The sequence below is a fragment of the Streptomyces sp. NPDC040432 genome, assembly GCF_055595445.1.
In genome coordinates this window covers 41175-67293 of record NZ_JBVIVP010000013.1, presented here as the reverse complement: position 1 = coordinate 67293, position 26119 = coordinate 41175, and the positions used below count along the sequence as shown (strand labels likewise).

General features: G+C 73.8%; 23 protein-coding genes. 8 read left to right on the top strand and 15 right to left on the bottom strand.

Going from position 1 to position 26119, the window contains the following annotated elements; all coding sequences use genetic code 11:
• Nucleotides 1-9: 9 nt before the first annotated feature.
• The 3 genes from ACZ58N_RS24795 to ACZ58N_RS24785 form a co-directional block, all read right to left on the bottom strand.
• Entirely contained in the window at nt 10-147 is a 138-nt protein-coding gene (locus tag ACZ58N_RS24795) for a SapB/AmfS family lanthipeptide (RefSeq protein ID WP_281204780.1), read from the bottom strand.
• Nucleotides 144-2804, bottom strand: coding sequence for a class III lanthionine synthetase LanKC (gene lanKC, locus ACZ58N_RS24790; protein ID WP_471163779.1), 2661 nt, complete (start codon nt 2802-2804; stop codon nt 144-146). Before lanKC ends, ACZ58N_RS24795 begins: the two co-directional genes overlap by 4 nt.
• Nucleotides 2805-3018: 214 nt before the next feature.
• Nucleotides 3019-4308: a TerD family protein gene (locus ACZ58N_RS24785; protein ID WP_471163776.1), complete on the bottom strand. Its 1290-nt coding sequence runs from the start codon at nt 4306-4308 to the stop codon at nt 3019-3021.
• 120 nt (nt 4309-4428) lie between these two features.
• On the opposite strand from ACZ58N_RS24785, the gene ACZ58N_RS24780 reads away from it, so the two are divergent.
• Nucleotides 4429-4743, top strand: coding sequence for an NIPSNAP family protein (locus tag ACZ58N_RS24780; protein WP_471163773.1), 315 nt, complete (start codon nt 4429-4431; stop codon nt 4741-4743).
• A gap of 57 nt (nt 4744-4800) precedes the next feature.
• On the opposite strand, the gene ACZ58N_RS24775 is transcribed toward ACZ58N_RS24780, so the two are convergent.
• Nucleotides 4801-5013, bottom strand: a complete 213-nt coding sequence (locus ACZ58N_RS24775) for a hypothetical protein (protein WP_471163771.1) — start codon at nt 5011-5013, stop codon at nt 4801-4803.
• A 432-nt stretch (nt 5014-5445) separates the two neighbouring features.
• Here ACZ58N_RS24775 and ACZ58N_RS24770 point away from each other — a divergent pair, with 432 nt between their 5' ends.
• The 3 genes from ACZ58N_RS24770 (at nt 5446) to ACZ58N_RS24760 (ending at nt 7751) form a co-directional block, all read left to right on the top strand.
• Nucleotides 5446-6033, top strand: a complete 588-nt coding sequence (locus tag ACZ58N_RS24770; RefSeq protein WP_471163768.1) for a ribosome-inactivating family protein — start codon at nt 5446-5448, stop codon at nt 6031-6033.
• Nucleotides 6034-6189: 156 nt separating this feature from the next.
• On the top strand, nt 6190-7017 hold the full coding sequence (locus tag ACZ58N_RS24765) for a hypothetical protein (RefSeq protein ID WP_471164013.1): 828 nt from the start codon (nt 6190-6192) through the stop codon (nt 7015-7017).
• Complete coding sequence (locus ACZ58N_RS24760) at nt 7014-7751, top strand: class F sortase (RefSeq protein WP_471163765.1); 738 nt, start codon at nt 7014-7016, stop codon at nt 7749-7751. Before ACZ58N_RS24765 ends, ACZ58N_RS24760 begins: the two co-directional genes overlap by 4 nt.
• Before the next feature lie 33 nt (nt 7752-7784).
• Here ACZ58N_RS24760 and ACZ58N_RS24755 read toward each other — a convergent pair whose 3' ends face one another.
• From ACZ58N_RS24755 to ACZ58N_RS24715, 9 genes are all read right to left on the bottom strand, one after another.
• The gene (locus ACZ58N_RS24755; protein WP_471163762.1) at nt 7785-8291 is read right to left on the bottom strand and encodes a hypothetical protein; all 507 of its coding nucleotides are present in this window, start codon (nt 8289-8291) and stop codon (nt 7785-7787) included.
• Between the two features lie 137 nt (nt 8292-8428).
• Entirely contained in the window at nt 8429-9520 is a 1092-nt protein-coding gene (locus ACZ58N_RS24750) for a quinone oxidoreductase family protein (RefSeq protein ID WP_471163760.1), read from the bottom strand.
• 3 nt (nt 9521-9523) lie between these two features.
• A complete protein-coding gene (locus ACZ58N_RS24745) occupies nt 9524-10168 on the bottom strand; it encodes a response regulator transcription factor (protein ID WP_471163757.1) in 645 nt (214 codons plus the stop codon).
• Nucleotides 10159-11385, bottom strand: a complete 1227-nt coding sequence (locus tag ACZ58N_RS24740) for a sensor histidine kinase (protein ID WP_471163754.1) — start codon at nt 11383-11385, stop codon at nt 10159-10161. The genes ACZ58N_RS24745 and ACZ58N_RS24740 overlap by 10 nt, the downstream gene beginning before the upstream one ends.
• Nucleotides 11386-11465: 80 nt before the next feature.
• On the bottom strand, nt 11466-12128 hold the full coding sequence (locus ACZ58N_RS24735) for a DedA family protein (RefSeq protein ID WP_471163751.1): 663 nt from the start codon (nt 12126-12128) through the stop codon (nt 11466-11468).
• Between the two features lie 239 nt (nt 12129-12367).
• Nucleotides 12368-13936 carry a TfuA-like protein gene (locus ACZ58N_RS24730; RefSeq protein WP_471163749.1) on the bottom strand — a complete coding sequence of 523 codons (1569 nt, stop codon included), beginning with the start codon at nt 13934-13936 and terminating at the stop codon, nt 12368-12370.
• A gap of 4 nt (nt 13937-13940) precedes the next feature.
• Nucleotides 13941-15194: a YcaO-like family protein gene (locus ACZ58N_RS24725; RefSeq protein WP_471163746.1), complete on the bottom strand. Its 1254-nt coding sequence runs from the start codon at nt 15192-15194 to the stop codon at nt 13941-13943.
• Nucleotides 15195-15636: 442 nt separating this feature from the next.
• Nucleotides 15637-16575 carry an oxidoreductase gene (locus tag ACZ58N_RS24720; protein WP_471163743.1) on the bottom strand — a complete coding sequence of 313 codons (939 nt, stop codon included), beginning with the start codon at nt 16573-16575 and terminating at the stop codon, nt 15637-15639.
• Between the two features lie 26 nt (nt 16576-16601).
• On the bottom strand, nt 16602-16805 hold the full coding sequence (locus ACZ58N_RS24715; RefSeq protein WP_471163741.1) for a hypothetical protein: 204 nt from the start codon (nt 16803-16805) through the stop codon (nt 16602-16604).
• A 519-nt stretch (nt 16806-17324) separates the two neighbouring features.
• On the opposite strand from ACZ58N_RS24715, the gene ACZ58N_RS24710 reads away from it, so the two are divergent.
• Nucleotides 17325-20228 (top strand): helix-turn-helix transcriptional regulator, encoded by a 2904-nt coding sequence (locus tag ACZ58N_RS24710; RefSeq protein ID WP_471164011.1) that lies wholly within the window; start codon nt 17325-17327, stop codon nt 20226-20228.
• A 60-nt stretch (nt 20229-20288) separates the two neighbouring features.
• Here the strand turns inward: ACZ58N_RS24710 and ACZ58N_RS24705 are convergent, their stop codons facing one another.
• Both ACZ58N_RS24705 and ACZ58N_RS24700 read right to left on the bottom strand, forming a co-directional pair.
• Entirely contained in the window at nt 20289-21086 is a 798-nt protein-coding gene (locus ACZ58N_RS24705; RefSeq protein ID WP_471163739.1) for a carbon-nitrogen family hydrolase, read from the bottom strand.
• 26 nt (nt 21087-21112) lie between these two features.
• Nucleotides 21113-22567, bottom strand: a complete 1455-nt coding sequence (locus ACZ58N_RS24700; protein WP_471163736.1) for a purine-cytosine permease family protein — start codon at nt 22565-22567, stop codon at nt 21113-21115.
• A 205-nt stretch (nt 22568-22772) separates the two neighbouring features.
• Here ACZ58N_RS24700 and ACZ58N_RS24695 point away from each other — a divergent pair, with 205 nt between their 5' ends.
• From ACZ58N_RS24695 to ACZ58N_RS24685, 3 genes are all read left to right on the top strand, one after another.
• Nucleotides 22773-24104 carry an aminotransferase family protein gene (locus ACZ58N_RS24695; RefSeq protein WP_471163733.1) on the top strand — a complete coding sequence of 444 codons (1332 nt, stop codon included), beginning with the start codon at nt 22773-22775 and terminating at the stop codon, nt 24102-24104.
• 177 nt (nt 24105-24281) lie between these two features.
• Nucleotides 24282-25763: a peptide MFS transporter gene (locus tag ACZ58N_RS24690; RefSeq protein WP_471163730.1), complete on the top strand. Its 1482-nt coding sequence runs from the start codon at nt 24282-24284 to the stop codon at nt 25761-25763.
• Between the two features lie 85 nt (nt 25764-25848).
• Nucleotides 25849-26115, top strand: a complete 267-nt coding sequence (locus ACZ58N_RS24685) for a hypothetical protein (RefSeq protein WP_471163727.1) — start codon at nt 25849-25851, stop codon at nt 26113-26115.
• The last annotated feature ends 4 nt before the right edge of the window (nt 26116-26119 follow it).

The following is a 26119-nucleotide window of genomic DNA, read 5'->3' as shown; positions in this document are numbered from 1 at the left end:
ATGACCTGATCAGTTACAGGTCGTGATGCTGAGGCTGCTGTCGCCACAGAGAAGCAGGCTGGCGCGGCTGCCGCCGCCGGTCAGGTGCGCGGCCTCCGTGGTCTCTTCCTTCGGGGTGTCCATCGACTGCAGGTCCAGAAGCGTCATGTCTGATTCCTCTTCACTGTGGTGTTCCGATGGGTCACGGCCCCCGTGACGGGGACCGGCTCTGGGGCCGCCGCGAAGGACCGCGGCGGCGGGAGGAACGGCAGCTGGGCGCGCCCGCCGGGCGCGGCGCTGCCGAGGGCGAGGAGAGCGCCGGCCGTGCCCGTGGACAGGTCCATGGACAGGCGCATCATCTGCTCGCCGGGAAAGGCCAGGAAGCCCTGGTAGGGGACCGCGTGCCGGGCCAGGGCCTCCACCTGCCGGGCTATGTCCCCGGGGTCGGAGCCCGGGCCGGGGGTGGTGGTCCGCGCCAGGTGGAGGATCATGCCGGCCGCGCCGCGGAACAGGCCGGGCTGCGCGTAGAACGTCGCCTGGGCGGCGCGCACGATCTCCGGCCGGGCCCGTTCGAAGCGGTCGTCCCCGGCGTGCTCCAGCCAGTCGTCCAGCACCATGCCGATGCCCACGCTGCCGGCGCCGAGGTAGGGCATCGTGCGCCACCCCTCGTCGACCTGAAGGGTGCCGAAGGCACTGGTCACGCAGCGGTCGAGGTCGCGGTGCAGGGCCAGGCCGGCCCGGCTCAGCAACTCCCGTTCCCCGGTGCGTTCGTAGAGTCGCAGGTGGAGCAGGGCGGGGCCGCTGTGGCCGTGGAGCAGACCGGCCCGCTTCGGTCCGGCCGCCGGCTCGCCGAGGAGTTCGGCGCACCGCAGGGCCGCGGCGTGCAGTGCGCCCTCGCCGGTGGTCGACCCCAGGGAGTCCAGTGCCAGGCCGATGCCGGCGAGCCCGCCGTGCAGGTCGGGCCCGGCCGACTGCCAGGGTTGGGACAGCAGTTGCTCGGCCAGGGCGAGGGCGCGGTCCCGGTGGCCGAGCCGTTCCAGGGTCCAGGCGAGACCGGCGAGGCCGTCGTAGAAGCCCAACGGCATGCCGGAGGCCGGTTCCTTCGTCCGGGCCAACAGCCATTCCTCGGCCTCGGGCCACGGTTCGGCGCCGGTCTCGGCGAGCGCGTACAGGACACCGGCCGCTCCGTGGCCGAAGCCGGTTCCGCCCCCGGCGGTCGCGAACTGGGCCGTGTCCCCGGGGAAGAGCCGGTCGTCGCGGTCGAAGGTGGCGCTCGCCCGCAGCGCCGCCGTCATCGAGGCGCGGGCCGCCTCCCAACTGCCCGGCTCGACCGGCAGGTAGGGGCGACGGGCAGCCACCGACCGGCCGCCGGAACCGGAACCGCGTTCGGTCCCGGAGCCGTCCTCGGTCCCGGCGAGGATCTCCCGTACCGCCTCGTCGAGGAACTCCCGCGGTACGGGGAACTGCTCGGCGGCGATGTCGGCCAGGTGCGCCGCCTTCGCCCGGTCCATCACCAGCAGGCTCGTCAACGGCAGGAACAGGGCCAGGCGCAGGCAGGCCAGGGCGTACCGGTCGACGGCGAAACCGCGCCGGTCGGCCGGGGCGACGAACGCCGGATTGGCGACGGTCTGGCGCAGCCCCTCGTCGACGTGGGCGGCGGCCTCGAAGTCGAGCAGCGCGACCGACGGCGCACCGGTCACCTCGTCCTCCGCGACCATCACGTTGAACAGGTGCAGGTCGTTGAAGACGATGCCGCGGGCGTGCACGGCCTCCACGGCCCGCGTCACCTGTCGGTGGATCTCCAGCGCCCACCGGGTGTACTCGGCGAGCGCCTCGGGGTCGGGGTCCGCCTCGATCAACGGGTGTCGGCGGGCGAAGTAGGTGTTGAGGGGCTTGCCCTCCAAGTGCTGCATCACGAGGAAGTGGTGGTCCCCGACGGTGAAGGTGCCGTGCACCGCGGGCACGCAGTCCAGACCGGCCAACTGTTCCAGGGCCCGGCGTTCGCGGTGCAGCCGGGTCACGGCGTCCGCGCCGTCGGCCGCGAGCCCCGCGAAGGGGCGTCCCTCCTTGAGGACGACCCGCTCGCCGGAGCGGACGTCCCGCCCCGCGTACACGCCGCCCCCGTTGGAGAAGTGCAGGGCCCGCTCGACGGTGTAGGGGAGTCCCTCCAGGGTGAGCGCGGCCCGCCCGGCCAGGTGGGGCGCCAGGTACGCGGGCGGTTCGACCCACTCGGGCGGCTGGAACACCGGCCCCCGCGGGTCCGGGACGAGCCGGCCGTCGGGGGCCTCGATCGCCGGGACGAGCTCGCCGCGGTCGTCGTAGCAGTGCCGCAGGGTGAAGCTGCCGTAGCGCAGGTGCACGGGGCCGTCGTTCCAGCGCAGGTCGCTCAGGATGTACGGGCCCGGCTCGCCGGCCAGCAACGCGTCGAGGTCCTCCGCGATGCGCCCGCACTGCTCCTGGTCCGCCGGGTACACGGTGAGGAACTTGCCGCTCGCCGCGCGGTCGGCGTACTTCGCGTTGCGCAGGTGCAGCAGGTAGCGGCTCGGTACGAACTTGAACGCGATCCCGCGGTCCACGCAGTAGCGGTGGACCCGCTCCAGGACGGACTCGGCGTTGTCCAGGCACGCCGAGACGTGGATCTTCCATCCCTGGGAGGGGAGTCGGGCGTCCAGGGGGCGCAGCGCCAGCCAGTCCCCGCTGCGGTGCGTCTGCCACCCCGCCGGTACGGGGGCGAGCGCGGCCGGGTAGTTCTCCTCGGCCCGCCGGTACGGCGCGTCGTAGAACCAGCGGTCGGCGTCGCAGAAGGCGGCGTACCCCTTGTTCACTCCTGCTCCCTCGGTCGGTGACGTCCTCACGCTGTCACGCCGGGAGAGGGCCGCGACAGTCACGGCTGTCACCGACGGGGCGTGCAGTACGCACGAGTCACCACGGGGCCGGACACCGCACGCGCCGCCCGCCACGAAGGAACGCCCCGACGCGGGCACTCGCGTCGGGGCGTTCCTCCCGGCCCCTGCCGGGGCTCGTGGCGGCAGGCGGAGGTCAGTCCTTGGAGGCGGGCTCCCAGCTCATGCCCCACCCGTACGCCAGGTCCACCGCCTGTTGCTTGAGGATGCCGGGCGGCAGCACCAGGTACTTCGCCTCCCGCCGGACGATCAACTCGCCGCCCACGTTCTCGATCAGCGCGATCGCGGCCACCGGCGCGGGCACGGTGCATTCGTCCAGGCGGACCTCGATCGGCGGCCCGACGGGCGGGTACAGCGTGGCGACCCCTTGCAGGCCGGCGAAGTTGGTGGCGCCCGCGTAGATGGACACGAACACCAGGAGGCGTTTGATGTCGGCCGTGTGATCGAGGTTGATCATGAGGTTCTCGCCGTCCTCGCTGCCGCCGGTCCGGTCGTCCTGGTCCAGCAGGACGTACGGGGGCTGGTCGAACGAGCCGAACTGGTTGTTGATGGGATGGACGATCCCCATCGTTCCGTTCCGTAGTTCCCACAGGCAGGAGAGGTCGAGGTCGACGTCCTCCAGCCGAACGGCCTCCTTCCCCTTCCGCATCCAGCCACGGGCCGGAGCGGCCGCGCTCCACTTCAGGTTGACCCGCATGCCGCCGGAGGTGGCCCCCTGCTTGGCCAGCGACACCGCCGGCGCCGCCTTCGTCAGCGTGATCTTCGACAGCCGCACGGGCTGGGTGTGGGCCGGCTCGGGGGCCGGCGGGGCCTGCGGAATCCGTGGAGCCGGCGGACCGGCCACCGACGGACCCACCGCCGGCCGCACGGGCTGCCGTACCGGCGCCGGCGCCGGCGGGGCGGGGTCGTCGACCGTGATGCCGAAATCGGTCGCGAGCCCCGCCAGACCGGATGCGTAACCCTGGCCCACCGCACGGAACTTCCACGCCCCGGCCCGCCGGTACAGCTCCCCGAGCACGAACGCGGTCTCGGTGGTGGCATCCGTCGCGTCGAACCTCGCCCGTTCCACGCCGCTGTCCGCGTCCAGCACGCGCACGAACAGGCCGGCCACCTGCCCGAACGTGCCGTCCGTGGACGCCGCGACCACCACCCTCGCGATCTCCTGCTCCACCGCCGACAACGTCACCGTGATGGTCTCCAGGGGGCCCGAACCGTCCTGGCGCCGGCCCTCGTGGCGCACGGCACCACTGGCGTGCACCGGCTGGTTGTAGAACACGAAGTCGTCGTCCGACCTCACCTTCCCGGCCGCCGTCAGCAACAGGGCCGAAACGTCCACGTCCGGCGCCCCGGGCCCACCGCGCCAACCCAGCTCCACCCGGACCCCGGCACTCGGCACCGGCACGTTGGCGCCCTTCTGCAAGGACATGCGAATCCCCCTCCACGACGTCTCCCACTCCGTCGCAGCGTACGAGGTTTCGGCGCTCCGCCCCCGCGGAAGGGCGGGATTGGCCGCGGCTCCGTCGCTGCCCGAGGGCATGATGGGTGGATGATCACCATTCATCTGAAGTACGAGATCGACGTCGAGAAACTCGCGGACTTCGAGGAGTACGGGCGCCGTTGGGTCCGGCTGGTCAACCGCTTCGGCGGCACCCACCACGGGTACTTCCTGCCCGGCGAGGGCGACAGCGACATCGCGTACGCCCTCTTCTCCTTCCCGGGCTTCGCGGCCTACGAGCAGTACCGGACGGACAGCATGTCCGATCCGGAGTGCCAGGCGGCCTTCGAGCTGGCGCGCGAGACCCGCTGCATCAAGCGCTACGAACGCCGCTTCCTGCGCCCGCTGGAAACCCCCGGGGACTGAACGCCCCGCCGGGCCGGCGCGCCGGGCCGCCGTGCCCGGCGGCCGCGCCCGGCCGCCTCATGCCTCGCGGTCCATGACGCGGCGGGCCGCCTCGGCCTCCGCCGCGGGCGGGGAGAGCTCGTCGAGGGTGTCGAGTTCGTCGTCCGACGCCAGTTCCTCCTCCCACGCGGCCGCGAGGCGCTCCTGCTCCTCGTGCGGTCTGCCGGTGACGGCCTCCCGCTGCCGGGGGTCCAGGGCCGCGAGGAACCGCTCCACCGTGTCCGCGGGCATGTCGTACTCCTTCTCGCTCGGGGGAAGGGGCAGCGGCAGGTGCGCCGCCGCGCCCGGCCCAGAATGACGAACCGGCCCGGCGGCGCCGGCCCGACACGGCGCGCCACCACCCGGATGCCCGAGCGGGCCGGGAGCCGGCCACGCCGTCATGGCGGCGGGTACCGCGGATCGTGCGGAGGGTGATCGATTCGCGATCGCGTGAGGAGTTTTTGGCATCAGAGGCCAAGTATTCGTTTCCGCCCCGGATGGCCGACTACAAAGAACCGGACCGAACCAGGCCCGGCGACAAGGGCGATGAGAGCCGTCGTCGACCGGGGTGATGTCGAAGGCGGTGGATGTGTCGTGCGTGAATGCGGCGGGATCGAACCGGCTGCGACGGTATTTCCGACGGGGAGCGCGGGTTCCGATCTCCTCCGACCGGCGGATGCCGTCGTGCTGAACACCGTTTCGTTCTCCGTGGAGGACGCCACGGTGGCGGAATACCGACTGCTCGTGTCGGCCGTCCGGTCCGGTGCGGCGGAAGCCCTGTGGTTTCCCAGAAGATCGGGCACCGGGGAGGAACCGGTGCGGTACCTGCCCCTGAACATTCGGTTGAGGGGTTTGTCCATCGACTTGTACATCGAGTTCCTCCCGCGGGATTCGGACGTTCGGGTCGTCGGTTTCCGCAACACCTTCGAGGACGGACAGGCCCCGCCGGAGGCCTACTTCCGCCACGTGCGGGACTCGGTCGCGCCACCGGGCATGCCCCGCACGGCGGCCCTTCCGTTCGGCGGGGGGTGTTCCGACCTGGAGGCGGTGGCGGGCATCGGGCGCACGGACCTTCCCGTGGGGCGCCGTCCCATGATCAACGCGGTCATCTGGCTGCATCGGAACAGCGACCCGAGGTGTACGGCGCGGGGGATCCTCGTGCTGTCGGAAATGCTGTGCGCGGCAGCCCGCTCCCCCCGCCTGGCGGACGACGTGTCACGCATCTGGATGACCGGCGGGCCCCTGTCGACGGCGCCGTGGGCAGCCGCGTGACCGGGCACGTCGAATTTCCGAAGAATTCTTCAACTCCGCACCAATCCAATGCTGTTGGAGCTTCGAAGAAGTAACGGAGATCCTCTCCCGAGGATCGTTTCATCCGTGCGATCCGTGATTCCCGTCCCGGGGATCCGAGGAACAGGAGCGAATGTGATAGTCAAGCGTGCCGGCCGCCGACTCGTGGTCATCTCCGCCGTGCCCGCCGCGGTGTTCCTGACCCTGGGCCTTTCCGGCCCGGCTCTCGCCGAGGAGGGCAAGTCGTACCAGATCGACCTGGCGCAATTGAACGACTCGGGCTCACGCGGGACGGTCATGCTCAGCCTCAGGGGCAAACAGCTGACGGTGCAGATCGAGTCCGAGGGGATGGTGCCGGGACAGCCCTCGGCCCAGCACCTGCACGGTTCGACCAAGGGGCACGACTTCCACTGCCCCGACGCGAGTGACGACACCAACGGCGACGGGATCCTCAACAACACCGAGGCGACCGTCGACTACGGCGACATCAACATCTCGCTCACCACGTCCGGAGACACCAAGGCGACCAGCGGACTCGCGGTGGACCGCATGCCCGTCGCCGACAAGGCGGGCAAGCTCTCCTACCAGCGGACGATCACCGTCGGCCAGGACGTGGTCGACCACATCAAGGACCTGCACGTCGTGCAGCACGGCATCGACCGCAACGGCAACGACAAGTACGACGTCGGCGGCGCCGGCAAGAGCGAGCTCGACCCGAAGCTGCCCCAGGAGGCCACGGCTCCGACCAACTGCGGCGAGGTCAAGGGCGCCGCCGTCGGGTCCGTCCCGGTCGGCGCCATCGAGACGGGCGGCGGTTCCCCGCAGGACACGGCCGTGCCGCTGGCAACGGCGGCGGGCGTGGCGGTCCTCGCGTACGCGGCGATGGCGGGCGCGATGACGCTCGTGCGCAAGCGGGCCACCGTGCCTCAAGGCGGCCCCGCGCGGACCGAGGAGGACGCCGCGTGAAGGACGTCCGGTCCGCCCCGCACGCGATGTCCGAGGCGCCGCCCCGCAGGCGACGGACCGCGGCACCCCTCGCCGCGGCGGCCCTGGCCGCGCTGCTGCTGGCCGGGTGCGGCGGCGAGGACCCGGCGCCCGAGGGTCGCGCCGCACAGGCCGCGGCACCGGCCCAGGAAGGAGCCCCCACCGGGGAGGCGTCCGCCGGCGGCCACGGAGGGGCCGCCGGAGACGGCTCCCAGAAGGGAACGGGGGCCGGTTCGGGAGCGGGCCGGGCAGAACCCGCCCTCGCCCGGTCGGAACCACAGAAGATCACGATCCCGTCCCTCGGCCTCTCCAGCTCCCTGGAAACGCTGAGGCTCAACGGGGACGGGACGATGCAGACCCCGAAGGACCCGGGTCTCGCGGGCTGGTACGAACCGGGGCCGACGCCCGGCTCCCAGGGGCCCGCCGTGATCGCCGGCCACGTCACCTGGAACGGCGCCTCGGCCGTCTTCGAGAAGCTGAGGACGATGAAGGCCGGCGACACCATCAAGGTGACGCGGCGCGACAAGAAGACCGTCACGTTCACCGTCGACAAGGTCGCCGAATACCCGAAGGCCGCGTTTCCCACACTGGAGGTGTACAAGAACCTCGACCACGCGGGCCTGCGCCTGGTCACCTGCGGCGGCGACTTCGACCCGAAGAAGCACTACTACGACAGCAACGTCGTCGTCTACGCCCGTATGACGGGCGCCGCGTGACGGTCCCTCGGGGACGGCCGGCGCACCCGCCCGTCAGGCGGGTTGCCGCGCACGGGTCGGAAAGTGTCCGCGCGCCCCGGGCAGGTACGTGAACACCGCGGCCGTCGCGGCCAGCAGCTCGGGGAGCGCCGAGAACAGCTGCCACCCGTCCGGCCACGGCCCGTTCATGCCGGAATCGGCGAACGACAGCAGCAGGCTCAGCGCCGTGAGGACGGCCAGCACCGTCCGGGCCGGGCCCCGACCGGCCCGCACGTAACGGGCCAGGATCAGCCAGCCGGCGAGCAGAACCGCCATCACCGCACCCGAAAGGGCGAGTTGGCGGTATGCGGCCGACCTGCCGGACACCTCGCTCAGCTCGTCCAGACCCGTGGGCGCGACCAGGAAGGAACCCGATACCCAGACCAGGACCTCCACCACGACGGCCAGGACGGTGAGCCACCAGGCGACCTCGACCTCCCGCGGTCGCCGCCGGCCCCGAGGACCGGCCTCCGTCCTGCCCGTCGCACCGATCCCGCCGGCCCCGCCCGTCCGGTCCGTCATCCGCAGCCTCCTCGTCGTCCGACCGGTGAGAGGCACACAGGAGGAATCCGGTTCCACCACCCGCGCATCCGTTACCAACGCCCCAGGCGTTTCCTCGACATCCCAGTCCCCAAGATCCCCGACGTCGTCACCCGCGATCAGCTCCGCGCATCCTCGCGGCGTCCAATGGCGGTCGCACCGGGTACGACGAGCAGCTTGCCGGTGGTACGGCGGGCCTCCAGATCGCTGTGGGCCCGGGCGGCCTCGGACAACGCGTAGCGGCCCGTTACGGTGACCTCAAGTGCCTTGGAGCGCACCCACTCGAACACATCGGCGGCCCGTCGGAGCAGTTCGGACCGATCGGCGATGAAGTCCCCGAGGCTGGGCCGGATCAGGGTCAGCGAACCGCCGTGGGCGAGCCGAATCGGATCGAACGGCGGCACGGCACCACTTGCCGCGCCGAAGAGCACGAGATGGCCGCGGGTTCGCAGGCCGGCGAGGCTCGCGTCGAAGGTGTGCGCGCCGACGCCGTCGAAGACGACCGGCACCCCCTGACCGCCGTTGAGCCGCCTCACCTCGGCTGCGAGATCGTCGACCCCCGAGGAAAGGATCACCTCGGCGGCCCCGGCACGCTTCGCCGACTCGGCCTTCGCCGCGGTCGACGTCGTGCCGATCACCCTGCCGCCGAGATGGGTGACGAGCTGGGTCAACAGCAGCCCCATGCCGCCGGCAGCCGCATGCACGAGCACCGTGTCGCCCCCCTGCACCGGGTAGGCGTCCTTGACGAGATAGTGCGCGGTCATGCCTTGGAGGAGCACGGCGGCGGCTGTCTCGAAGCCGATATCGTCGGGCAGCGGCACCAGCCGGGAGGAGTCCACGACGGCCCGCTCGGCATACGTACCGGGAATCTCCACCCAACCGACCCGGTCCCCGACTGCGACGTCGGCGACGCCGGGTCCGACTTCGACGACCGTGCCGGCGCCCTCGGTGCCCGGCGTGAAGGGCAGCGGCAGGCTGTACCGGCCTTCGCGGTGGTAGACGTCGAGGAAATTCACCCCGGATGCGGCGACCTCCACGACCGCCTCGCCCGGACCCGGGCACGGCTGGTCCACCTCGGCCTCCCGCAGCACCTCGGGACCGCCCACTTCGTACACCTGAATCGCTCGCATGACCCCTCCAACCCCGTCGACGGCGCCCCGATTCCCGGCAAGCAGCTCCGGCTCCGGTCCCACGATCACCACCGCGAACACGCCCTAGGACTCCAGGTAGCGGAGCACCGCGAGGACGCGGCGGCTGTACCCCGTGGTGCGGGAGAGGTCGAGCTTGTCGAAGACGGCGTTGAGGTTCTTCTCCACCGAACTCAGCGAAAGGTGCAGGCGACGCGCGATGGCCGTGTTCGTGAGCCCCTCGGCCAGCGCCTCCAGCACCGTGCGTTCGCGCGGGGTCAGCCGGGCAAGCGGATCGCCGTGGGTGGTGTGGACGACCAACCGGCGCACCACCTCGGGGTCGATGGCGGCGCCGCCCGCGTGGATCCGCTCCAACGCGTCGAGGAACTCCTCGACCTCGGCCACCCGGTCCTTCAACAGGTAGCCGACCCGTTCCGCGTTCGAGGACAACAGCCGGACCGCGTAGTTGCGTTCGACGTGCTGGGAGAGGACCAGGACACCCACGGCGGGCCACCGCTCGCGGATCTCCACCGCGGCCCGCAGTCCCTCGTCAGTGTGGGTCGGGGGCATCCGGATGTCGACCACGACGATGTCCGGCTGCCGCGCCTCGACCTCCCGGAGCAGCGACACCGCGTCGGGCAGCGCGGCGAGCACCTCATGGCCCTCCTCGACGAGCAGCCGTACGAGGCCCTCCCGAAGCAGGGTCGAGTCCTCGGCGAGAATCACGCGCACGGCAGCTCCGCGGTCACGGTGGTGGGTCCCCCGAGGGGGCTGTCCAGGTGCAGCATTCCGTCGAGGGCGGCCACCCGGCCGCGCAGGCCGCTCAGCCCGGGACCCGCCGGGTCCGCGCCGCCCCCGCCGTCGTCCCGGACCTCCACGGTGAGGATGTTCCCGCGTCGGGACACCCGTACCGACAGGGCCGTCGCCCCCGCGTGCTTGGCCGCGTTCGTCACCGACTCCGACACCACGAAATAGGCCGCGGTCTCCACCGGTTGGGGCAGCTTCCCGGCGACGTCGAACTCGGTGCGCAGCGGAATGCCGCACCGCTCCGCCACCCCGCCCAGCGCCTCCTCAAGCCCCAGGGTGTCCAGCGCGGACGGGTAGACCCGCCAGGCCACTTCGCGCAACTCGGTCAGGACGTCCCGGGACTCCTGGTGTGCCTGGAGCAGCAGTACGTCCGCCCGGTCGGGGTCGCGGCCGTGGCTGCGCCGGGCCCGGCCGAGCAACATGGCGAGGGCCACGAGCCGTTGCTGGACCCCGTCGTGCAGGTCCCGTTCGATGCGGCGGCGTTCCGCGTCCACCGCCCGGACGACGGCGGCCCGACTGGAGGCGAGTTCGTCGATGCGGCGCCGCATCAGCTCGCGTTCGGACGGCCCGAAGCAGGAGCGGGCGATCCGGGCGTCGAGGGAGGCCAGCGAGAGCAGACCCTGCACGTTCAGGAAGAGCAGCACCCCGCCCAGCAGTACCTGTGTCAGGAACTCCGCCCGGTCCACGCTGCCGCGCAACGCCCCCGCGACGAGCAGGCCTGCCAGTGCGGCGCCGAAGCCGAGCAGCCCGAGCACCACCGCGCACAGCAGTCCCGAAGGACCGCGGGCCGCGAGGTAGCGCAGCACCTTCCGGTCGGAGGCCTCGTACCGGGCGGGGAACCGGTCCCCGAAGAACGCGGTGCGGCGGAGCCGTTCGGCTGCGGCCAGCCGGCGGGCGCCGCCCATCAGCACGGCCAGGGCGTCCGGCCGCGTCCGCGGCCACAGCAGGAACGCGCCGAGGGCGGTTCCGACGAGGAGGAAGTACGCGCACCCCAGCAGGGCCGTCGCGCAACCGGTCAGCATCCCGAGTCCGCGCCGCGGCAGGGAGGGGCGCCCGGTCGCCGTCCCGCCCGGGGCACCGGTGCCCGACGCTTCCGGCAGGCGCGCGCCGTGCGCGGCGCCCTCCGTGAAATCCCCCCGCACGGAGCCCGAGCCTAGGCCGGCCCCGGAGCCCGGACAAGATCGTCCGGGCGGTGCGGTGCCCGCCGTGCCGGTGGCGGAGGTCACGGGGTGCGGCGGTGCTGAGCCCGGCCGCGACCGCGGAGCCGGACCGCCAGGTAGGCGACCAGGGCGACGACGACCAGCGCCAGCACGACCTTGGACAGCACGCCGACGTAGGCCTCCACCACGTCCCACTGCTCGCCCAGCCAGTAACCGGCCATGACGAGAACGCCGTTCCAGATCAGGCTGCCCAGCGCCGTCAACATCAGGAACACCGTCAGCGGCATGCGCTCCACGCCCGCCGGTACCGAGATGAGGCTGCGGAAGATGGGCACCATCCGGCCGAGGAACACGGCCTTCGTACCGTGCCGGGCGAACCACGCCTCGGTGCGCTCCAGGTCGGAGGCCTTCACCAGCGGCAGCCTCGCCCAGATCGCGTGCATCCGCTCGCGGCCGAAGAGCATGCCGATCCAGTAGAGGGCCAGGGCGCCCACGACCGAGCCGAGGGTGGTCCAGAACAGCGCCGAGACGAGGCTGAGGACCCCCTGCGAGGCGGCGAAACCCGTCAACGGGAGGATCACCTCACTGGGCAGCGGCGGGAAGAGGTTCTCCAGGGCGACCGCCAGACCGGCCCCCGGGCCACCGAGCGTGTCCACGAGGCCGGCGGCCCAACCCGCGAAGCCGTCGGAGGGTTCTTGGGGAAGTGCCGCGATGTCGAGGGGCATGAAGGAGCTCCAGGAGGTCGGTCCGGTCGACCGGGACGACCGCCCCGATCTCCCCTCCACGCTAGGAAGCGCAGCTCAGCACCGGTATGAGGATTCCCGTCCGGCCCGGTGCGGTTTCCCGCGCTGCCCACCCTGCGGAAAACCGCAGGGTGGGCACCGGCCCGCTCCGCCCTCCACGCCCCGCCGGGCCGTGCGGCGCCCACCGGCCCCCGGGAACGTCACGGGGACCGGACAGGGGTTCACGGGGCCGCGGGTTCGGTGTCCGACGCCACGAGGAACGGCAGGTGGGCGCGGACGGTCCCGACGAACTCCGCGAGGTCGAGGAAGCCGCGTTCCCGTAGCGCCGGCAGGACCTCCGTGGCGTCGGCGACCCGCCAGGCCCGCAGCAGCCGGGCGCACTGTGCGGCGGTCCGCGACTCCTCCTCCTCGGCCGGCACCACGACGCCACGGGCCGCGACCAACTCCGCCGCGGTGCGCGCGAACGCAGGGTGGTCGACGAGGGCGGCGACGACGGGAGTGAGCCAGTCCAGCAGCGTGGTGGCGCGCCACATCCGGGTCGCCAACAGGGCGGACGCCCGCGCCGCGGGCAGCGCCGCTTCGCGGGGCCGCAGGAGCGCCGCGTACGGAGCGGCCCCGGACCCGTCGGTCGGGAGGTGCAGCGGGCGGAGCCGGGCCGCGAGCTCGGCCATGACGTCTCCCGTGCGGGGCTCGGGTTCGGGCTCATCCAGGGTGGCGAGCAGCTCCCGGGCGGCGAGGTCGCGCAGGAAGTCGGGGAAGCCGGGCCAGGTCAGCGCCATCGCCTCGGCGACCTGCTCGCAGCCCACGTCCGCCGGACCGCCGGAACCGGAAGGGGTCCGGACACCGGGCCCGGGGCCGGTCGACCCGGCGCCGGCGGACTGTGCCGGGACGTCACCACCCGGCGGTACGGCGGCCCCGTGCGGCAGCGGCGTGGCACGCCAGGCCCGCAGGAACACGGTTTCGGAGAGCGGGGTGGGGACCCCCCGGTAGGTGAGCCGGCCGCTGTCGCCCTCGACCGGGGGGCGCTCAGCCGGACCCCGGCCCGGGCGGCGCGCGAGGTGGCGCACGGCGGTCAGGGCGTCACGACGCTTGATGCGGGGGCCGCCCCGGGCGTACCCGGTGGCGAACGCGCCCAGCTCGCGGGGGTCGCCCCCGGCACGGCGGGCGGCCTCCAGCACGGTGGGGGAGTCGCGCCAGGAGAAGGGGAGCCGGCGGGCGGCGTCGACGATCAGGTCACCGGTGGCCCGGCCCACCGTCCCGGTGCGGACGGCGTGGCGCACCGCGTGACGCAGGTCGACCAGGGCCCAGCCGAGCGGCCGGTGATCGGCCTCGGCGTCGGCGTGGACCAGCGCGACCTCGTCGTCCGCGACGATCTCCCCGTCCCGGTAGGCGCGGAACACGGATCCGATGCCCACCATGCCGAACGGTGCGAGCTCCGCGGCGCGCAGTGCGCCCATGCTGGACGCCCCGTACACCTCGACGCCCCGGTCGAGGAGGGCCAGCAGTTCCTTGTGGCGCACGGCCCGGGACTGGAGGAACAGGCCGTCGATGACGAGGAGGCGGTCCCCCGGGCCCAGACCCCAGCGCAGGACCTGGCCCGCCGCGACGGGCTCGCGGACCTCGGCGCCCGGCAGGTAGCGGAGCACTTCTGCGCGCGTCAGGGTCGGGCCGACGGTGACGACGGTGCGGGTGGTGCGGTTGCCGTGGGGAGTGCGGACAGTGCGTGTGGTGGGGTCGGCGGGGGTGGTGCTCGCGGTGGGGTCGGCGTGGGCCGTGGGGGCGGTGGTCATCACATCAGCTCCAGGCCTTGTGGTCGAAGGCGGTGCCCGGGACGACGATGCGCACGACCGCGAAGGGCGAACCGACGGGTGTCAGGTCCGTGCGGAGCACCCGCAGGCCGTGGCGCTCGGCCAGGCGCGTGAGCCGCCGGAGGTCCGCGTCGAGGTCGCGCGCCGCCGGGTGGTCGTCCGCGGGTGCGTCCCGGTGTCGGGCCAGCAGCACGTCACTGTCCGGCCCCTCCCGGTGGGGGCCGCTGCGCGCTGCCGGCCCGCCGAGGGTGAAGTGGGTGGGAGGCAGGTCGTCGCGGGCTCCGGCGACCGCGGTCAGCCGGGACTGGACCGCCTCCGTGACCGCCCGGGAGAGTGCGACGTCGGCGTCCGGATGGGTGCCCGACCCGGAGAACCAGGCCGGCACGCTCGACGACCACACGCGCGCCGCGAACGTGGGCACCCCCCACGGGCCCGTGCAGTCCACCGCCTCGACGACGGCTCCGGCCGCCGCGCACCTGCGCAGGACGGTCGCGGCCGCGCCGGCCCGGCCGGCGCGGACCGGGAGGGCCCGCGCCCACAGGCTCCCGGCGGCGTGGACGCGGGCGAGGTCCGCCCGCTCGACGACCTCCAGCAACGCGTGCAGGGAGGCCTCCGTGAGGGTGTTCCCGCCGGCGAGCCCGTTGCTGGAGACTCCCGAACCGGCCGGCGGCCTCCAGGCGCGGTGGACCCGCAGGTCCACGGTGACTGCCGCGGTCGGCAGCCACGTCGTGCTGCCGTCGGTCAGATCCTCGGCGGGGCACCAGCGCAGGGGAGTGGTGGGCCGGGGGCGGTGGCCGGGGGTGGTACCGAGGGCGTACGGGTCGTAGGTGAGCTCCCCGGCGAGGCCCGCCGTGGTCGCCGTGATGGCGTCGGGCCGCTCCTGCTCGGCGGCGTACGACTCGTAGGACTCCATGACCGCCGACACACGGGCCAGCGCGTGCGTGAAGCCCTTGCCCTGGGAGACGGACAGGTTGCGGGAGTTGGGGCGGACCGCCTGCCAGACCGGCACGCCGATGTCGTCGAGGCCCGTCAGGTCGGCCACGCGGGTGATCCCCGCGTCCGCCAGCAGCGGTCGCAGCCGCCGCCAGGTGGTCTCGGCGTCGACGACACGGTGGGTGCCGAGCCGCTCGACGCTCCGTTCCGGAGCCGCTGGGGAGGTGCCTGCCACGGGGACGCGGGCCAGGGGCGGGCGGGGGGCGGGCGGGCGGGTCCGGAAGGTCGGCCGGGTCCGGCTGGTCATGGGGAGGGTCGCTTTCGGGAGGGGCTGTGGGGGCCGCCCTCGGGCGGTCGGCTGCGGGCTCCGGCCTCGTGGCCGGGACGCGGTGCGGCCGGGGACCGCCGATGGGCGGTACCCCGGCCGGGGGAGGGCGCGGAGCGGGGACGTCCGGGGGAAGCCGCGCGGCTCACGCTCGTCGGATCTCCGCTACCGGCTCACGAGCACGGTGGCCGAGGTGGCGCCGAACTCCTGTTCCAGCGTGTGGGCCAGTTCCGTCGCGAGGTCCGCCGAGAGCTCCGCCGTGAGTTCCGTCGCTACTTCTGCCATGGTGATCATCTCCGTTCGGGTGGTGCGACGCGGGCTGTCCGCGCCTTCCCCACGAGAACACCACGGGGCGGACGCGGCCCGTGTCCTTCGATCGGTCCGTCGAGGGGATGACCGAGGGGATGGCGGGGTGCGGCGCACCTCAGCAGGCCGACAGCGCCCGCTCCCAGTGCACGCCCGTCAGCGCCTCGGAGGCCTCCCACAGGCGGCCCGCGGTCGACTCGTCGTAGGCGTGGTCCGCGGCGTGCTCGATCGAGGGGGCTCCGCGCAGGGAGCCCGGGCCGCCCGGCCCGAAGTACTGCCCGCCCTGCCCGTCGGGATCCGCCGCGGCCCGCACCACGGGCCACGCGCCCCGGTCCTTGCCCTGCGCCATCGCCGCGAGCGGGCGGCTGCGGAGCCGGTGCCACCGCGACGGCTCCCACATCGGGGGCCGGGCGGGCGTGAGGCCGTCCACGGCCCAGCCGGGATGCGCGGCCAGGCTCTCGACGGACGAGTCCGCGGCCCGCAGTCGGCGGTCCAGCTCGAAGGCGAACAGCATGGCGGCGAGCTTGGACCGCCCGTAGTTCCGCATCGAACGGTACGAGTCCCGGCCGTGCAGGTCGTCGAAGTCGATGCTCGCCCGGGTGTGGGTGAGGCTGCCCAGCGAGACCACGCGCGCGGAACCGGCGCTCACGAGCGCCGGCAGCAGTTGGAGGGTCAGGGCGAAGGGACCGAGATGGTTGGTGCCGAACATCAGCTCGAAACCGTCGCGGGTCTCGGCGCGGTGGGGAGCGGCGGTGACCCCGGCGTTGTTGACGAGGATGTCCAGCGGGCCCGCGGCGCGGATGGTTTCCGCCGCCTCGCGCACCGACTCCAGATCCGCGAGGTCGAGGCGGACGGTGGTGAACAGGACGTCGGGCGCGGAGCGGGCCAGCGCCGCGACGGCGGCCCGGGTCCGTTCGGGGCTGCGGCCCGCGAGGGTCACGTGGGCGCCGGCCGAGGCGAGTTGCTCGGCGACGAAGAAGCCGATTCCGGCCGTGCCGCCCGTGACGACGGCGGACCTGCCGCGGAGGTCGGGCAGGAGCCGGGTGTTCCAGGACATGGGAATTCCTTGGGTGGATGAGTGGGTCAACTGTGGTGGGAGCACGGCCGGGAAGCGTCGTCGCCGAAAGCCTCCGGAGGGGGCCAACCGGCGACGCGCGGCAGCAGCCGGGCGAGGAGCGGGGTCCGGGCCCCGTCCGCCGCGTCGAGCGGCGCGGCGGCCCGGACGCCGGCGGTGCGCGGAGCGGTGGCGGTGCCGGGTGCGGACCGGAACGGGCGCGCTGTGTCCATGACATGAACCTTTCCGAGGAGTTCTCCGATTTCCAGCACACCGCGTGCCCGCTTCGTGCCCCGTCCTACGACCGGCCCTTCGTGAGGAGGAACCCGCGGGCCGTCACCCGGTGCCGGGCGGACCGGCGTTGGGCGCCTCGTGGGAAGGCATCGGCCCCGCCCCGCGGCCTGCCCGCTGTCGTCCGTCCGGTCGGACCCCGGACGGTTTTCGACGTCCGGGGTCCGACCGGACGGAGGACACCGTACGTGCTCGTTCGGGGGCGAGTGTGGGGAGGGCCGGGGCTTGCCCCCGCCGTCCGCGCACCCGTCGGGACGGCCGGTCCGAGCCCGGCCGGTCTGAGTGGAAACCACTCACGACATCCGCGATTCCCGCCGGAAGACTGGGCCGCGGTCCCACAGATCCTCCAGAGGTACTGCTCATGCACGTCCGTCGCGACACCGACGCCCAAGTGGCGTGCGTCGCCCCGCCCGGGGCCGCCCACCGGCCCCGGCCGGCGGTATGACACCGCGGTGACCACGATGTACACGACCGGCTCCCCCACCGGGACCGCACCGGCCGCCGGGTCCACCGAGGCCGCCACGGCGCCCGGAACGCCCTGGCCGCTCGTGGGCCGTGACGCGTACGTGCGGACCTTCACGCGGGACCTCGCCGACCCGGAGCGGGACGGTTTCCTCGTCCTCGGTCCGGCCGGCGCCGGCTGCTCCCGGCTGGCCCGGGAGTGCCTCGCCCGAGCCGCCCGGGCGGGGCACGCCACGTTGGCCGTGCGGGCCACCACCGCCGGCGCCGACGTGCCGTTCGGGGCCGTGGCCCACCTGCTGCCCCCGGACGCCCGCGCACTGCCACCGGCCGCCCTGCACGCCGAGGTCGGCCGCGGACTCGACCGCCGGCGGGCCGGCCGGCCCGGGCGGCAGGTGCTGCTCGTCGACGACCTGCACCACCTCGATCCCGATTCGGCCCTGCTGGTGCGCCGGCTGATGGACGACCAGCAGGTCTTCCTGCTGTCGACGGCCCGCTCCGCCCCGCCCGGGGACAGGCCCCCGACCGCCGTGGCGACGCTGACCGACGAGGACCGCGTACGCCGCGTCGACCTGCCACTGTTGGACCGTGCCCGCACCGCTCTGCTGCTGGAGCGGACCCTCGGCCTGCCCGTGACGGACCGCACCCTGGGCCTCCTCTTCGACCTGAGCGGCGGGAACCCGCTGTACCTGCGCGAACTCGTCCGGGGCGCCCTGGCCGGAGGGGCCCTCACCGGCGACGGCCGGATCTGGGACCTGGACGCGGCCGAGGTGCCGCTCACCCCGTACCTCGTCGGCCGCGTGCACGACGAGGTACGCCCGTACGACGCCTCGCCGGTGCTGGAGGCGTTGGCCGTGTGCGGGCCGTTGCCCCTGCACCACCTGCTGGACGTGGCCGGTCCGCGAGCCGTGGACGCCCTGGAGCGCGCCGCCCTGATCGCCGTCCGGACGGACGGCCGTCGCCGTGACGTCGGCCTGGTCCTGCCGCTCCACGCCAGGGTGCTGCGCGAGGGACTGACGGAGGTGCGGCGCAGGGACCTGCTGTTGCGAAGCGCCGCGCTGACGGAGCGTTCCGGGGCCCGGCGCGGGACGGACCCCGGCCTGATCGCCGTCCGACTGCTGGAGGCGACGGGCCACGGACACCCCGAACCCCTCGACCCGGCGGCCGTGCGGGCCTCGGACACGGCGGACCCGGGCCGGGCCCGCCGGCTCCTCGAAGCGGTGCCCGAGGGACAGCACGGTGTGGCGGCCCTGCTCCTGCTCGCCGAGGCCCGGTACCGGGCGGGCGAGTGCGCCGCCGCCGAACGGACCCTGGCACGCGCGGCGGCCCTCGCCCGGACCGAGGCGGACACGCTGCTCGTCCTCGGGGCCCGGGTGCACAACCTCGTCCACGGCCTGGGATCTCCGCCCGCCGTGTGCCGGGCGGTGATCGAGGCGGCCCGCCCCCGGGTGCGCGGCGAGGCCGGTGCCGGGGAGTTGGCCCTGGCCGAGGCCGTCGTCGCCCAGGGGATGGGCGACGGTGCCCGGGCGCTGGAACTGACCGCGCCGCTGGTGCCCGCGGGCGGCCCGCACGAGGCGCCGACGGACAGCGTCCGGTTGCGGGCCTGCCTGGTCCGCTCCCTGGCCCTGGGGACCCTCGGGCGAGGCGAGGAGGCCGTGCGGTGGGCGCGCGCCGCGGTCGACGCCCCGGTACCGCATGAGGCTCCCGTCTACACGGGGTTGGTCATGGAGGCGGCGAAGCAACGGGTTCTCGTGCAGGCCCTGGTGACCGCCGGGCGGCTGCCGGAGGCCCGGGCGTACGGTCGCCCGGCGCACGAGGCCCGGTCGGCCGTACGCGACCACGAGAGTCGGCGCCTGGTCCTCGCCCTGGGCCGCGCCGAGCTGGCCGCGGGCCGGCTGGACCGGGCGCGGCGGCTCTTCGCGGACGCCGCGCACGCCTCGCGCAGGCAGCGGACGGGTGTGTTCGCCGAGGCGTCCGGCCTGCTCGCGGTGGCCGCCGCCCAACAGGGCGACCTCGCCACGGCCGCGGCGGCCGTCGCCGAGGGCCGGGCCGCCGCCTGCCGGCCCGACGGCCACACCGACCATGCCGAGACGACCGGACCTTCCGACGACGCGGCCTCCGTCGGACCTTCCGACGACGCGGCCTCCGTCGGACCTTCCGACGACGCGGCGACGGCCGGACCTCCCGACGAGCCCGTCTCCGCCGGACCGCCCGACGGCCCCGGGGACACCGATGCCCCCGAGCTGCTGCTCGGCGAAGCCTGGCGGTACGCCTGCGGCGGCGAACTCGGCAGGGCGAGGGAGCAGTTGCGGCGGGGCGCGGTCGAGGCCCTGCGGCTCGGCCGGCGGGGACGCGAGTCCCTCTTCCTCACCGATCTCGTACGGCTCGGGGACGCCGCCTGGGCCGCGCCGCGGCTGGCGGCGCTCGCGGAGGCGGTCCCGGAACCCGCCCATCTGCTTCGGGCCGGGCTCGCCGGGGCCTGGGCCGCCCGGGACGCCGCACGGCTCCTGGCCGCCGCGGTCGAACTGGAGGACCGGGGCGCGCTGCTGCTCGCCGCCGAATGCCGGGGCACGGCCGCCGCGGCGCTGCGTCAGGGCGGCCGGGAACGGCAGGCCAGGGCGGCCGAGCGGGAGGTGCACGCCCTTGTCGAACGCTGCGGGGGCGCCCGTACCCCCGTCCTGCAGGTCCTCGGTGCCCACCGCGGACTGACCCTGCGCGAGACGGAGATCTCCCTGCTCGCGGCGCGGGGCCTCACCGACAAGGCGATCGGGCGACTGCTGCACCTCTCGCACCGGACCGTCGAGAACCACCTGCACCGGGTGTACGGCAAGCTCGGCGTCGCCGGCCGCCGGGAGCTCGCCGCGCGCCTGCTGCGCGCGACGGCACCGGCGGCCGGCGAAGGATGAGCGGACGGGGCCCGGAAGGCCGCGGACGCGGGGGCCGGCCGGAGGGCCCGGGGGTAACGCTCAGGAGCGGACCGGCGTCGGGATGCCGAGGACCCGGTCGCGCAGCACCGGGAGTTCCCTGCGGACGCGCCCGACCTCGGAGATGTCGAGCTCGACGGTCACGACCTGTTCGCCCGGACCGGCCTCGGCCAGGACCTCGCCCCACGGGTGCACCACCATGCTGTGCCCGGCCTGGCGCACACCGCCGTGCTCGCCCGCCGCCACACAGGTGAGCATGAACACCTGCTCCTCGACCGCGCGGGTGCGGGCGAAGAGCCTGAGGTGTTCCAGCCGGCCGGCCGGCCACGCCGCGGGGACGACGATCAGCTCGGCGCCGGCGTCGACCAGGGCCCGGAAGAGTTCGGGGAAACGCAGGTCGTAGCAGATGGCCAGGCCCAGCGTCCCGAAGTCGGTGAGGAGGGTGGTGGCCGCGTCCCCCGCCCCCAGCAGCACGGCCTCGCCGCTGTCGAACCCGTACCGGTGGATCTTGCGGTAGTGGCCGCGCAGTTCGCCGTCCCGGTCGAAGACCAGCGCCGTGTTGTACAGGGTGCCGTCGCGGCCGCGTTCCAGGATCGACCCCGCGTGCAACCACACCCCTGCCGTGCGGGCGGCCCGGGCCATGAGCGCGACGGTGGGCCCGTCCATACCCTCCGCGTCGCGGTCCCACGTGTCGTGCGCCCACGCCCCGGCGGTCCAGAGCTCGGGCAGGACGACGAGGTCGTCGCCGGCCCGCCGCACGACCGAACGGAGCACACGGGAGCGGCGGTCCTCGGCGTTCTCCGAGGCGTCGACGCTGAGCTGGATGAGTGAGGCACGCATGGCTTCTCTCCTGTCTGAAGGGGGGCTCAGGGACTTCGTGGATGGGTGGCACAACCGAGCAGGGCGCCGACGGCGATGCCGGCGACCCAGCCGAGGCCGTACCGGCCCGGCCAGGTCGAGGCGAGGGGACCGTCGAACCAGGCGACCCGGGTGAAGAGCAGCCCGGTACCGACGGCCAGGGCCCAGGCGGCGATGCGGCCCGGAGCGAGGCCCGCGCGGTACCAGTACGGGCCGGTGGGGCGGAGGTCGAGCAGCCCGGCGGGGTCGTAGGCCCGTCGGCGCAGCATGTCCGCGACGAACACCCCGGTCCAGGCGGAGAAGGCCACCGAGAGCAGGGTGAGGAACGACACGAAGGTGCTCTGGAAGCTCCGGGCGACCGCCATGATCAGTGTTCCGAGGACCAGGCTCACGGCCGCGTTCAGGGACACCGCCCACACCCGGGGCAGTCGAACTCCCAGGGTCTGCGCGGTGAACCCGGCGGAGTACATCGACATCGCGTTGATCAGGACCATGCCGGCGACCGCGGTCAGCAGGTAGGGCACGGCGAGCCATCCGGGCAGCAGTCCGCCGATGAACGCGACGGGGTCGGGGGCCGCCGCCAAGCCGGGGTTGCCGACGGCGAGGACCGCGCCCACGGTGACGAGCGGCGTGACCACGAGGGCCGCCCCGCCGACGGTGGTGGCGACCATCGCCGTCGCGGAGGCGGTCCGGGGCAGGTACCGGGTGAAGTCCGGTGCGGAGGGAACCCAACTGATCCCGCCCGCGGCGATGGTGCCGATACCGGCGACCAGCACGGCCGTGGAACCGCCGGAGCGGTGCCACACGGCGGACCAGTCGGTGGTGGCCGCCACCCGGGCGATCACCAGGACGCTGAACGCGCCGAACAGACAGGCCGCCCACAGACCGGCCCGCTGCAGGGCCGACCGGCCGAGTCCGGACACGACGAAACTGCCCGTCACGAACAGCGCGAGCGCCGCCACGATCAGCACGGTGCTCTCCCCGGCCCCCGTCACCAGACGCAGGACGGTGAGCAGCGCGTAGGCGCCGGTGACGGCGTTGATGGTCTCCCAGCCCCAGCGGGCCACCCAGATCACCGTGCCCGGCAGCAGGTTGCCACGGGTGCCGAACACGGCTCGGGCGAGCGCGAGTCCGGGCGACCCGCCGCGCTTGCCGGCCACGGACACGATGCCGACGATCCCGTACGAGACCACGGGCGCGACGACCGCCACGATCAGGACCTGCGCCAGGGAGAGGTGACCCGCGACGGTCAGCCCCGCGCCCATGGCCAGCAGCAGCACGCTCGTGTTGCCGGCCATCCAGGTCGGGAACAGGCCGCGGACGCGGGCCGTGCGCTCCTCGTCGGGCACCGGCTCCAGACCCCGGGTCTCGACGACGTCCGCCAGACGCCGGCCGAGGGGCCGGTGACCGAGGGGCCGGTGACCGAGGGGGTGCTGACCGAGGGTCCGGGAGAGGGGAGTCATGACGCCACCGTGTCACCGCGCCCGGGCCGCCCTTGTCGTCCGGTCGGACGAGCGGCAGCAGGGCGGACGCCGCCCCGACCGCTCCTCTCGGCCATCGATCGAATGCATGACCGCCGGCCCGCGGCCGTGCTCCTAACGTGGGATCGGCGTCCAGTGCGGCCGGCCGACGGACCCCCGTGGCGGCGCCCCGCCGAAGGAGAACGTCATGAAGTCCAAGACCATCGCAGGGGCCGACGTCCGCGCCGGCCAGGACATCGCCCCACCGCGGCGCCCCTACCCGGTGCTGCTGCCGAGGGGGGTGATCGGCCGGGAGCCGGCGAAGCGGCTGTGCCTGGTCCGCGGACGCGGGGCCCTGGTGTGGGACAGCACCGGACGGCAACTCGTCGACACCCTCGCGGGTCTCGGCCAGTGCGCCGTCGGCTACGGGCGCACCGAACTGGCCGACGCCGCCGCGGCCCAGATGCGCGAACTCTCCGCCTTCCCCCTGCACGCGGGACCCGTCAACGAACCCGCGCTGCTCCTCGCCGAGCGGTTGGCCGAACTGTCGCCCGTCGCCGGCAGCCGGGTGTCCTTCACCAGCTCGGGCAGCGAGGGCGTGGAGACGGCACTCAAACTCGCCCGGCTCGCCCATTTCCAGCACGACGGCAGCGACCGCCCCCTCGTCCTGGCGCTCGACGGCGGCTACCACGGCATGACGGCCGGAGCCCTCGCGGTGACCACGGCGCCGGCGGCCCACCGCGGACTCGGCCCGCCGCCCGGCCACGTGATCCGGTTGACCAGGCCGGACCCCTCGCGGCTCGGTCCCCGTCCGGTGCCCGCGCTCCTCGCCGAACTCGAACGCGCCCTCGCCCGAGCCGGTCCGCACCGGGTGGCCGCCCTCATCGGCGAGCCCGTCATGGGCTTCGCCGGCAACATCGTTCCCCCGGAGGGCTATTGGCCCGGAGTGCGCCGCGTCCTGGACGACCACGGCATCCTGCTGATCGCCGACGAGGTCGCCACCGGATACGGCCGCACCGGGGACTGGTTCGCCTCGCCCCGATTCGGCATGCGCCCCGACCTGGTGGTCACCGCCAAGGCCCTGACCAGCGGCTACATCCCCATGGGTGCCGTCCTGACGGGGGAGCGTGCGTTGCGCATGCTGGACGGTTTCCCGTTGCTGCACGGTTTCACCGCGAGCGGGCACGCCACCGCCGCGGCCGTCGCCCTGGCCAACCTGGACATCATCGAGCGGGAGGGGCTCGCGCAACGCGCGGCGGAGACCGGCGCCCGGCTGCTCGCGGCCCTGCGACCGCTGGAGGAACTGCCCTGGGTCCGCGCGGTGCGCGGCTGCGGCCTGATGCTCGCCGTCGAGTTCACCGAGGACCCGGCCGTGGCCGAACGGGCCCGGCTGCTGCCGGGGCGGGCTGCCGAGGCCGGCGTGCTGATCCCGACCGCCCACCCCGTCATCCGGCTCACCCCACCACTGGTCATCACCGACGTGCAGGCGCAACGCATCGCCGACGTGGTGACGGGCGAGGTCCGTCGCCTGGGCGGCTGAACGGGCGGGCCGCCCTCCGCCCGCTCCGGCGTCCGTGGGGACGGCGGACGCCACCGAACGGCGGAACTCCACCGGACCCGCGCGGCCCGCCGGGCCGGGCCACCGCACCTGCGCCCCCGCTCCGACGTACGTTGCAGCTGTCATCGCGCAGGTCGGAACCAGGAGTACGGGGGCACCGTGGGCACAGAGGCCCGGGAAGTCGAACCGCGGACGTTCTTCGGACACCCACGAGGACTCGCGACACTGTTCCTCACCGAGATGTGGGAGCGGTTCAGCTACTACGGCATGCGCGCCCTGCTGGCCGTCTATCTGGCGGCTCCGGTGGCCGAGGGCGGCCTCGGCTACTCCACCGGCACCGCCGTGGCGATCTACAGCGTGTACGTCTCCATGGTGTACCTGCTGACGTTGCCCGGCGGTTGGGTCTCCGACCGCTTCCTCGGGCCCCGGCGGTCCGTCACGACGGCCTGCGTGATCATCATGATCGGGCACTTCCTGCTGGCGGTGCCCACGACGGCGTTCTTCTTCGCCGGGCTGTTCTTCGTCGCGGTCGGCTCGGGCCTGGTCAAGGCCAACATCTCGACGATGGTCGGCCACCTGTACCAGGGGCCGTTGGAGGAGCGCCGCGACAGCGCCTTCACGATCTTCTACATGGGCATCAACCTCGGTGCCTTCTTCGCGCCGCTGGTCATCGGCACGATCGGTCAGAAGGTCAGCTACCACCTCGGGTTCGCGGTGGCCGGCGTGGGCATGGCCCTGGGACTGGCCCAGTACCTGTTGGGGCGGCGCTCGCTGAGCCCGCACAGCGACCTCGTCCCCGCGCCGATGGACGCGACGGCGCGCCGGGCCATGCTGCGCAAGGGCCTGCTCTGGCTGCTCGTTCCGGTCGTCTTCTACCTCGTCGTCGGACTGTCCGGGCACTACACCCTCAATTGGGTGATGGTCCCGCTCACCGTGCTGGGGCTCGTCTTCCCGGCATGGACCCTGGCGCGGATCCGGCGGGACCCGGAACTGACGGCGGCCGAGAAGTCCCGGGTGTCGGGTTACATCTGGCTCTTCGTCGCGGCCGCCGTCTTCTGGATGGTCTACGACCAGGGCGGCTCCACCCTCAACATCTTCGCCGACGAGAACACCGACACCACGTTGTTCGGCTTCGCCTTCCCCTCCAGTTGGTTCCAGTCGCTCAACCCGCTGTTCATCATGGCGCTCGGCCCCGTGTTCGCCTGGCTGTGGCAGTGGTTGGCCCGCCGGGACCGTGAACCCTCCACGCCGGCGAAGTTCGGGATGGGCCTCATCCTGGTGGGCCTGTCGTTCGCCGTGTTCCTGCTGGCCCTTGCGGCCGCGGAGGGCGGCACGCGGGTCTCGCCGCTCTGGCTCGCCCTCATCTTCCTGATCCAGACGGTGGGCGAGCTGTGCCTGTCGCCGGTCGGCCTGTCGGCGACGACGAAACTCGCGCCGGAGAAGTACGGCAGCCAGATGATGGGCGTCTGGTTCCTCGCGGTGACCGCGGGCGACTGCGCCACCTCGCTCGCCGCCATCGCCGGGGCCAACCTCAACGGCTTCCCGTTCGTGGCGATCGAGGTACTGGTGGCCGTCGCGGTGGGCGTGGCCATGCTGATGGCCCGCAAGACCGTGGCCGCCCGGTTCCTCGGCCACCACTGAGGCGCGCGCTCCGTTCGGTCGGCGGGCGGACGGAGCGGGCCCGCCGCGGCGGCGACACCGGCGCCGCCGCCCTACCGTGGGACGCGTGAACGGATACGCGGCGGTCCACGAGGTACGGGCGGGCGGGACGGACGGTCCCCCCTTCGACGGAACGGCCCCCGACGGGATCGGCACGGTCCACGCGGCCGAGACGGACGACTCCGGAACGGCGCCGGGACCGGTCACCCTGTGCGGCATGAGCACGGCGGGCCTGCGGCCGACGCCCGGCGACCGGCCCGGGGAGGCCGGCGCCGCCTGGTGGCCGCCCCTCAGCGGCGTGGTGATCTGCGCGGCCTGCGACCGCGACACCTGACCGG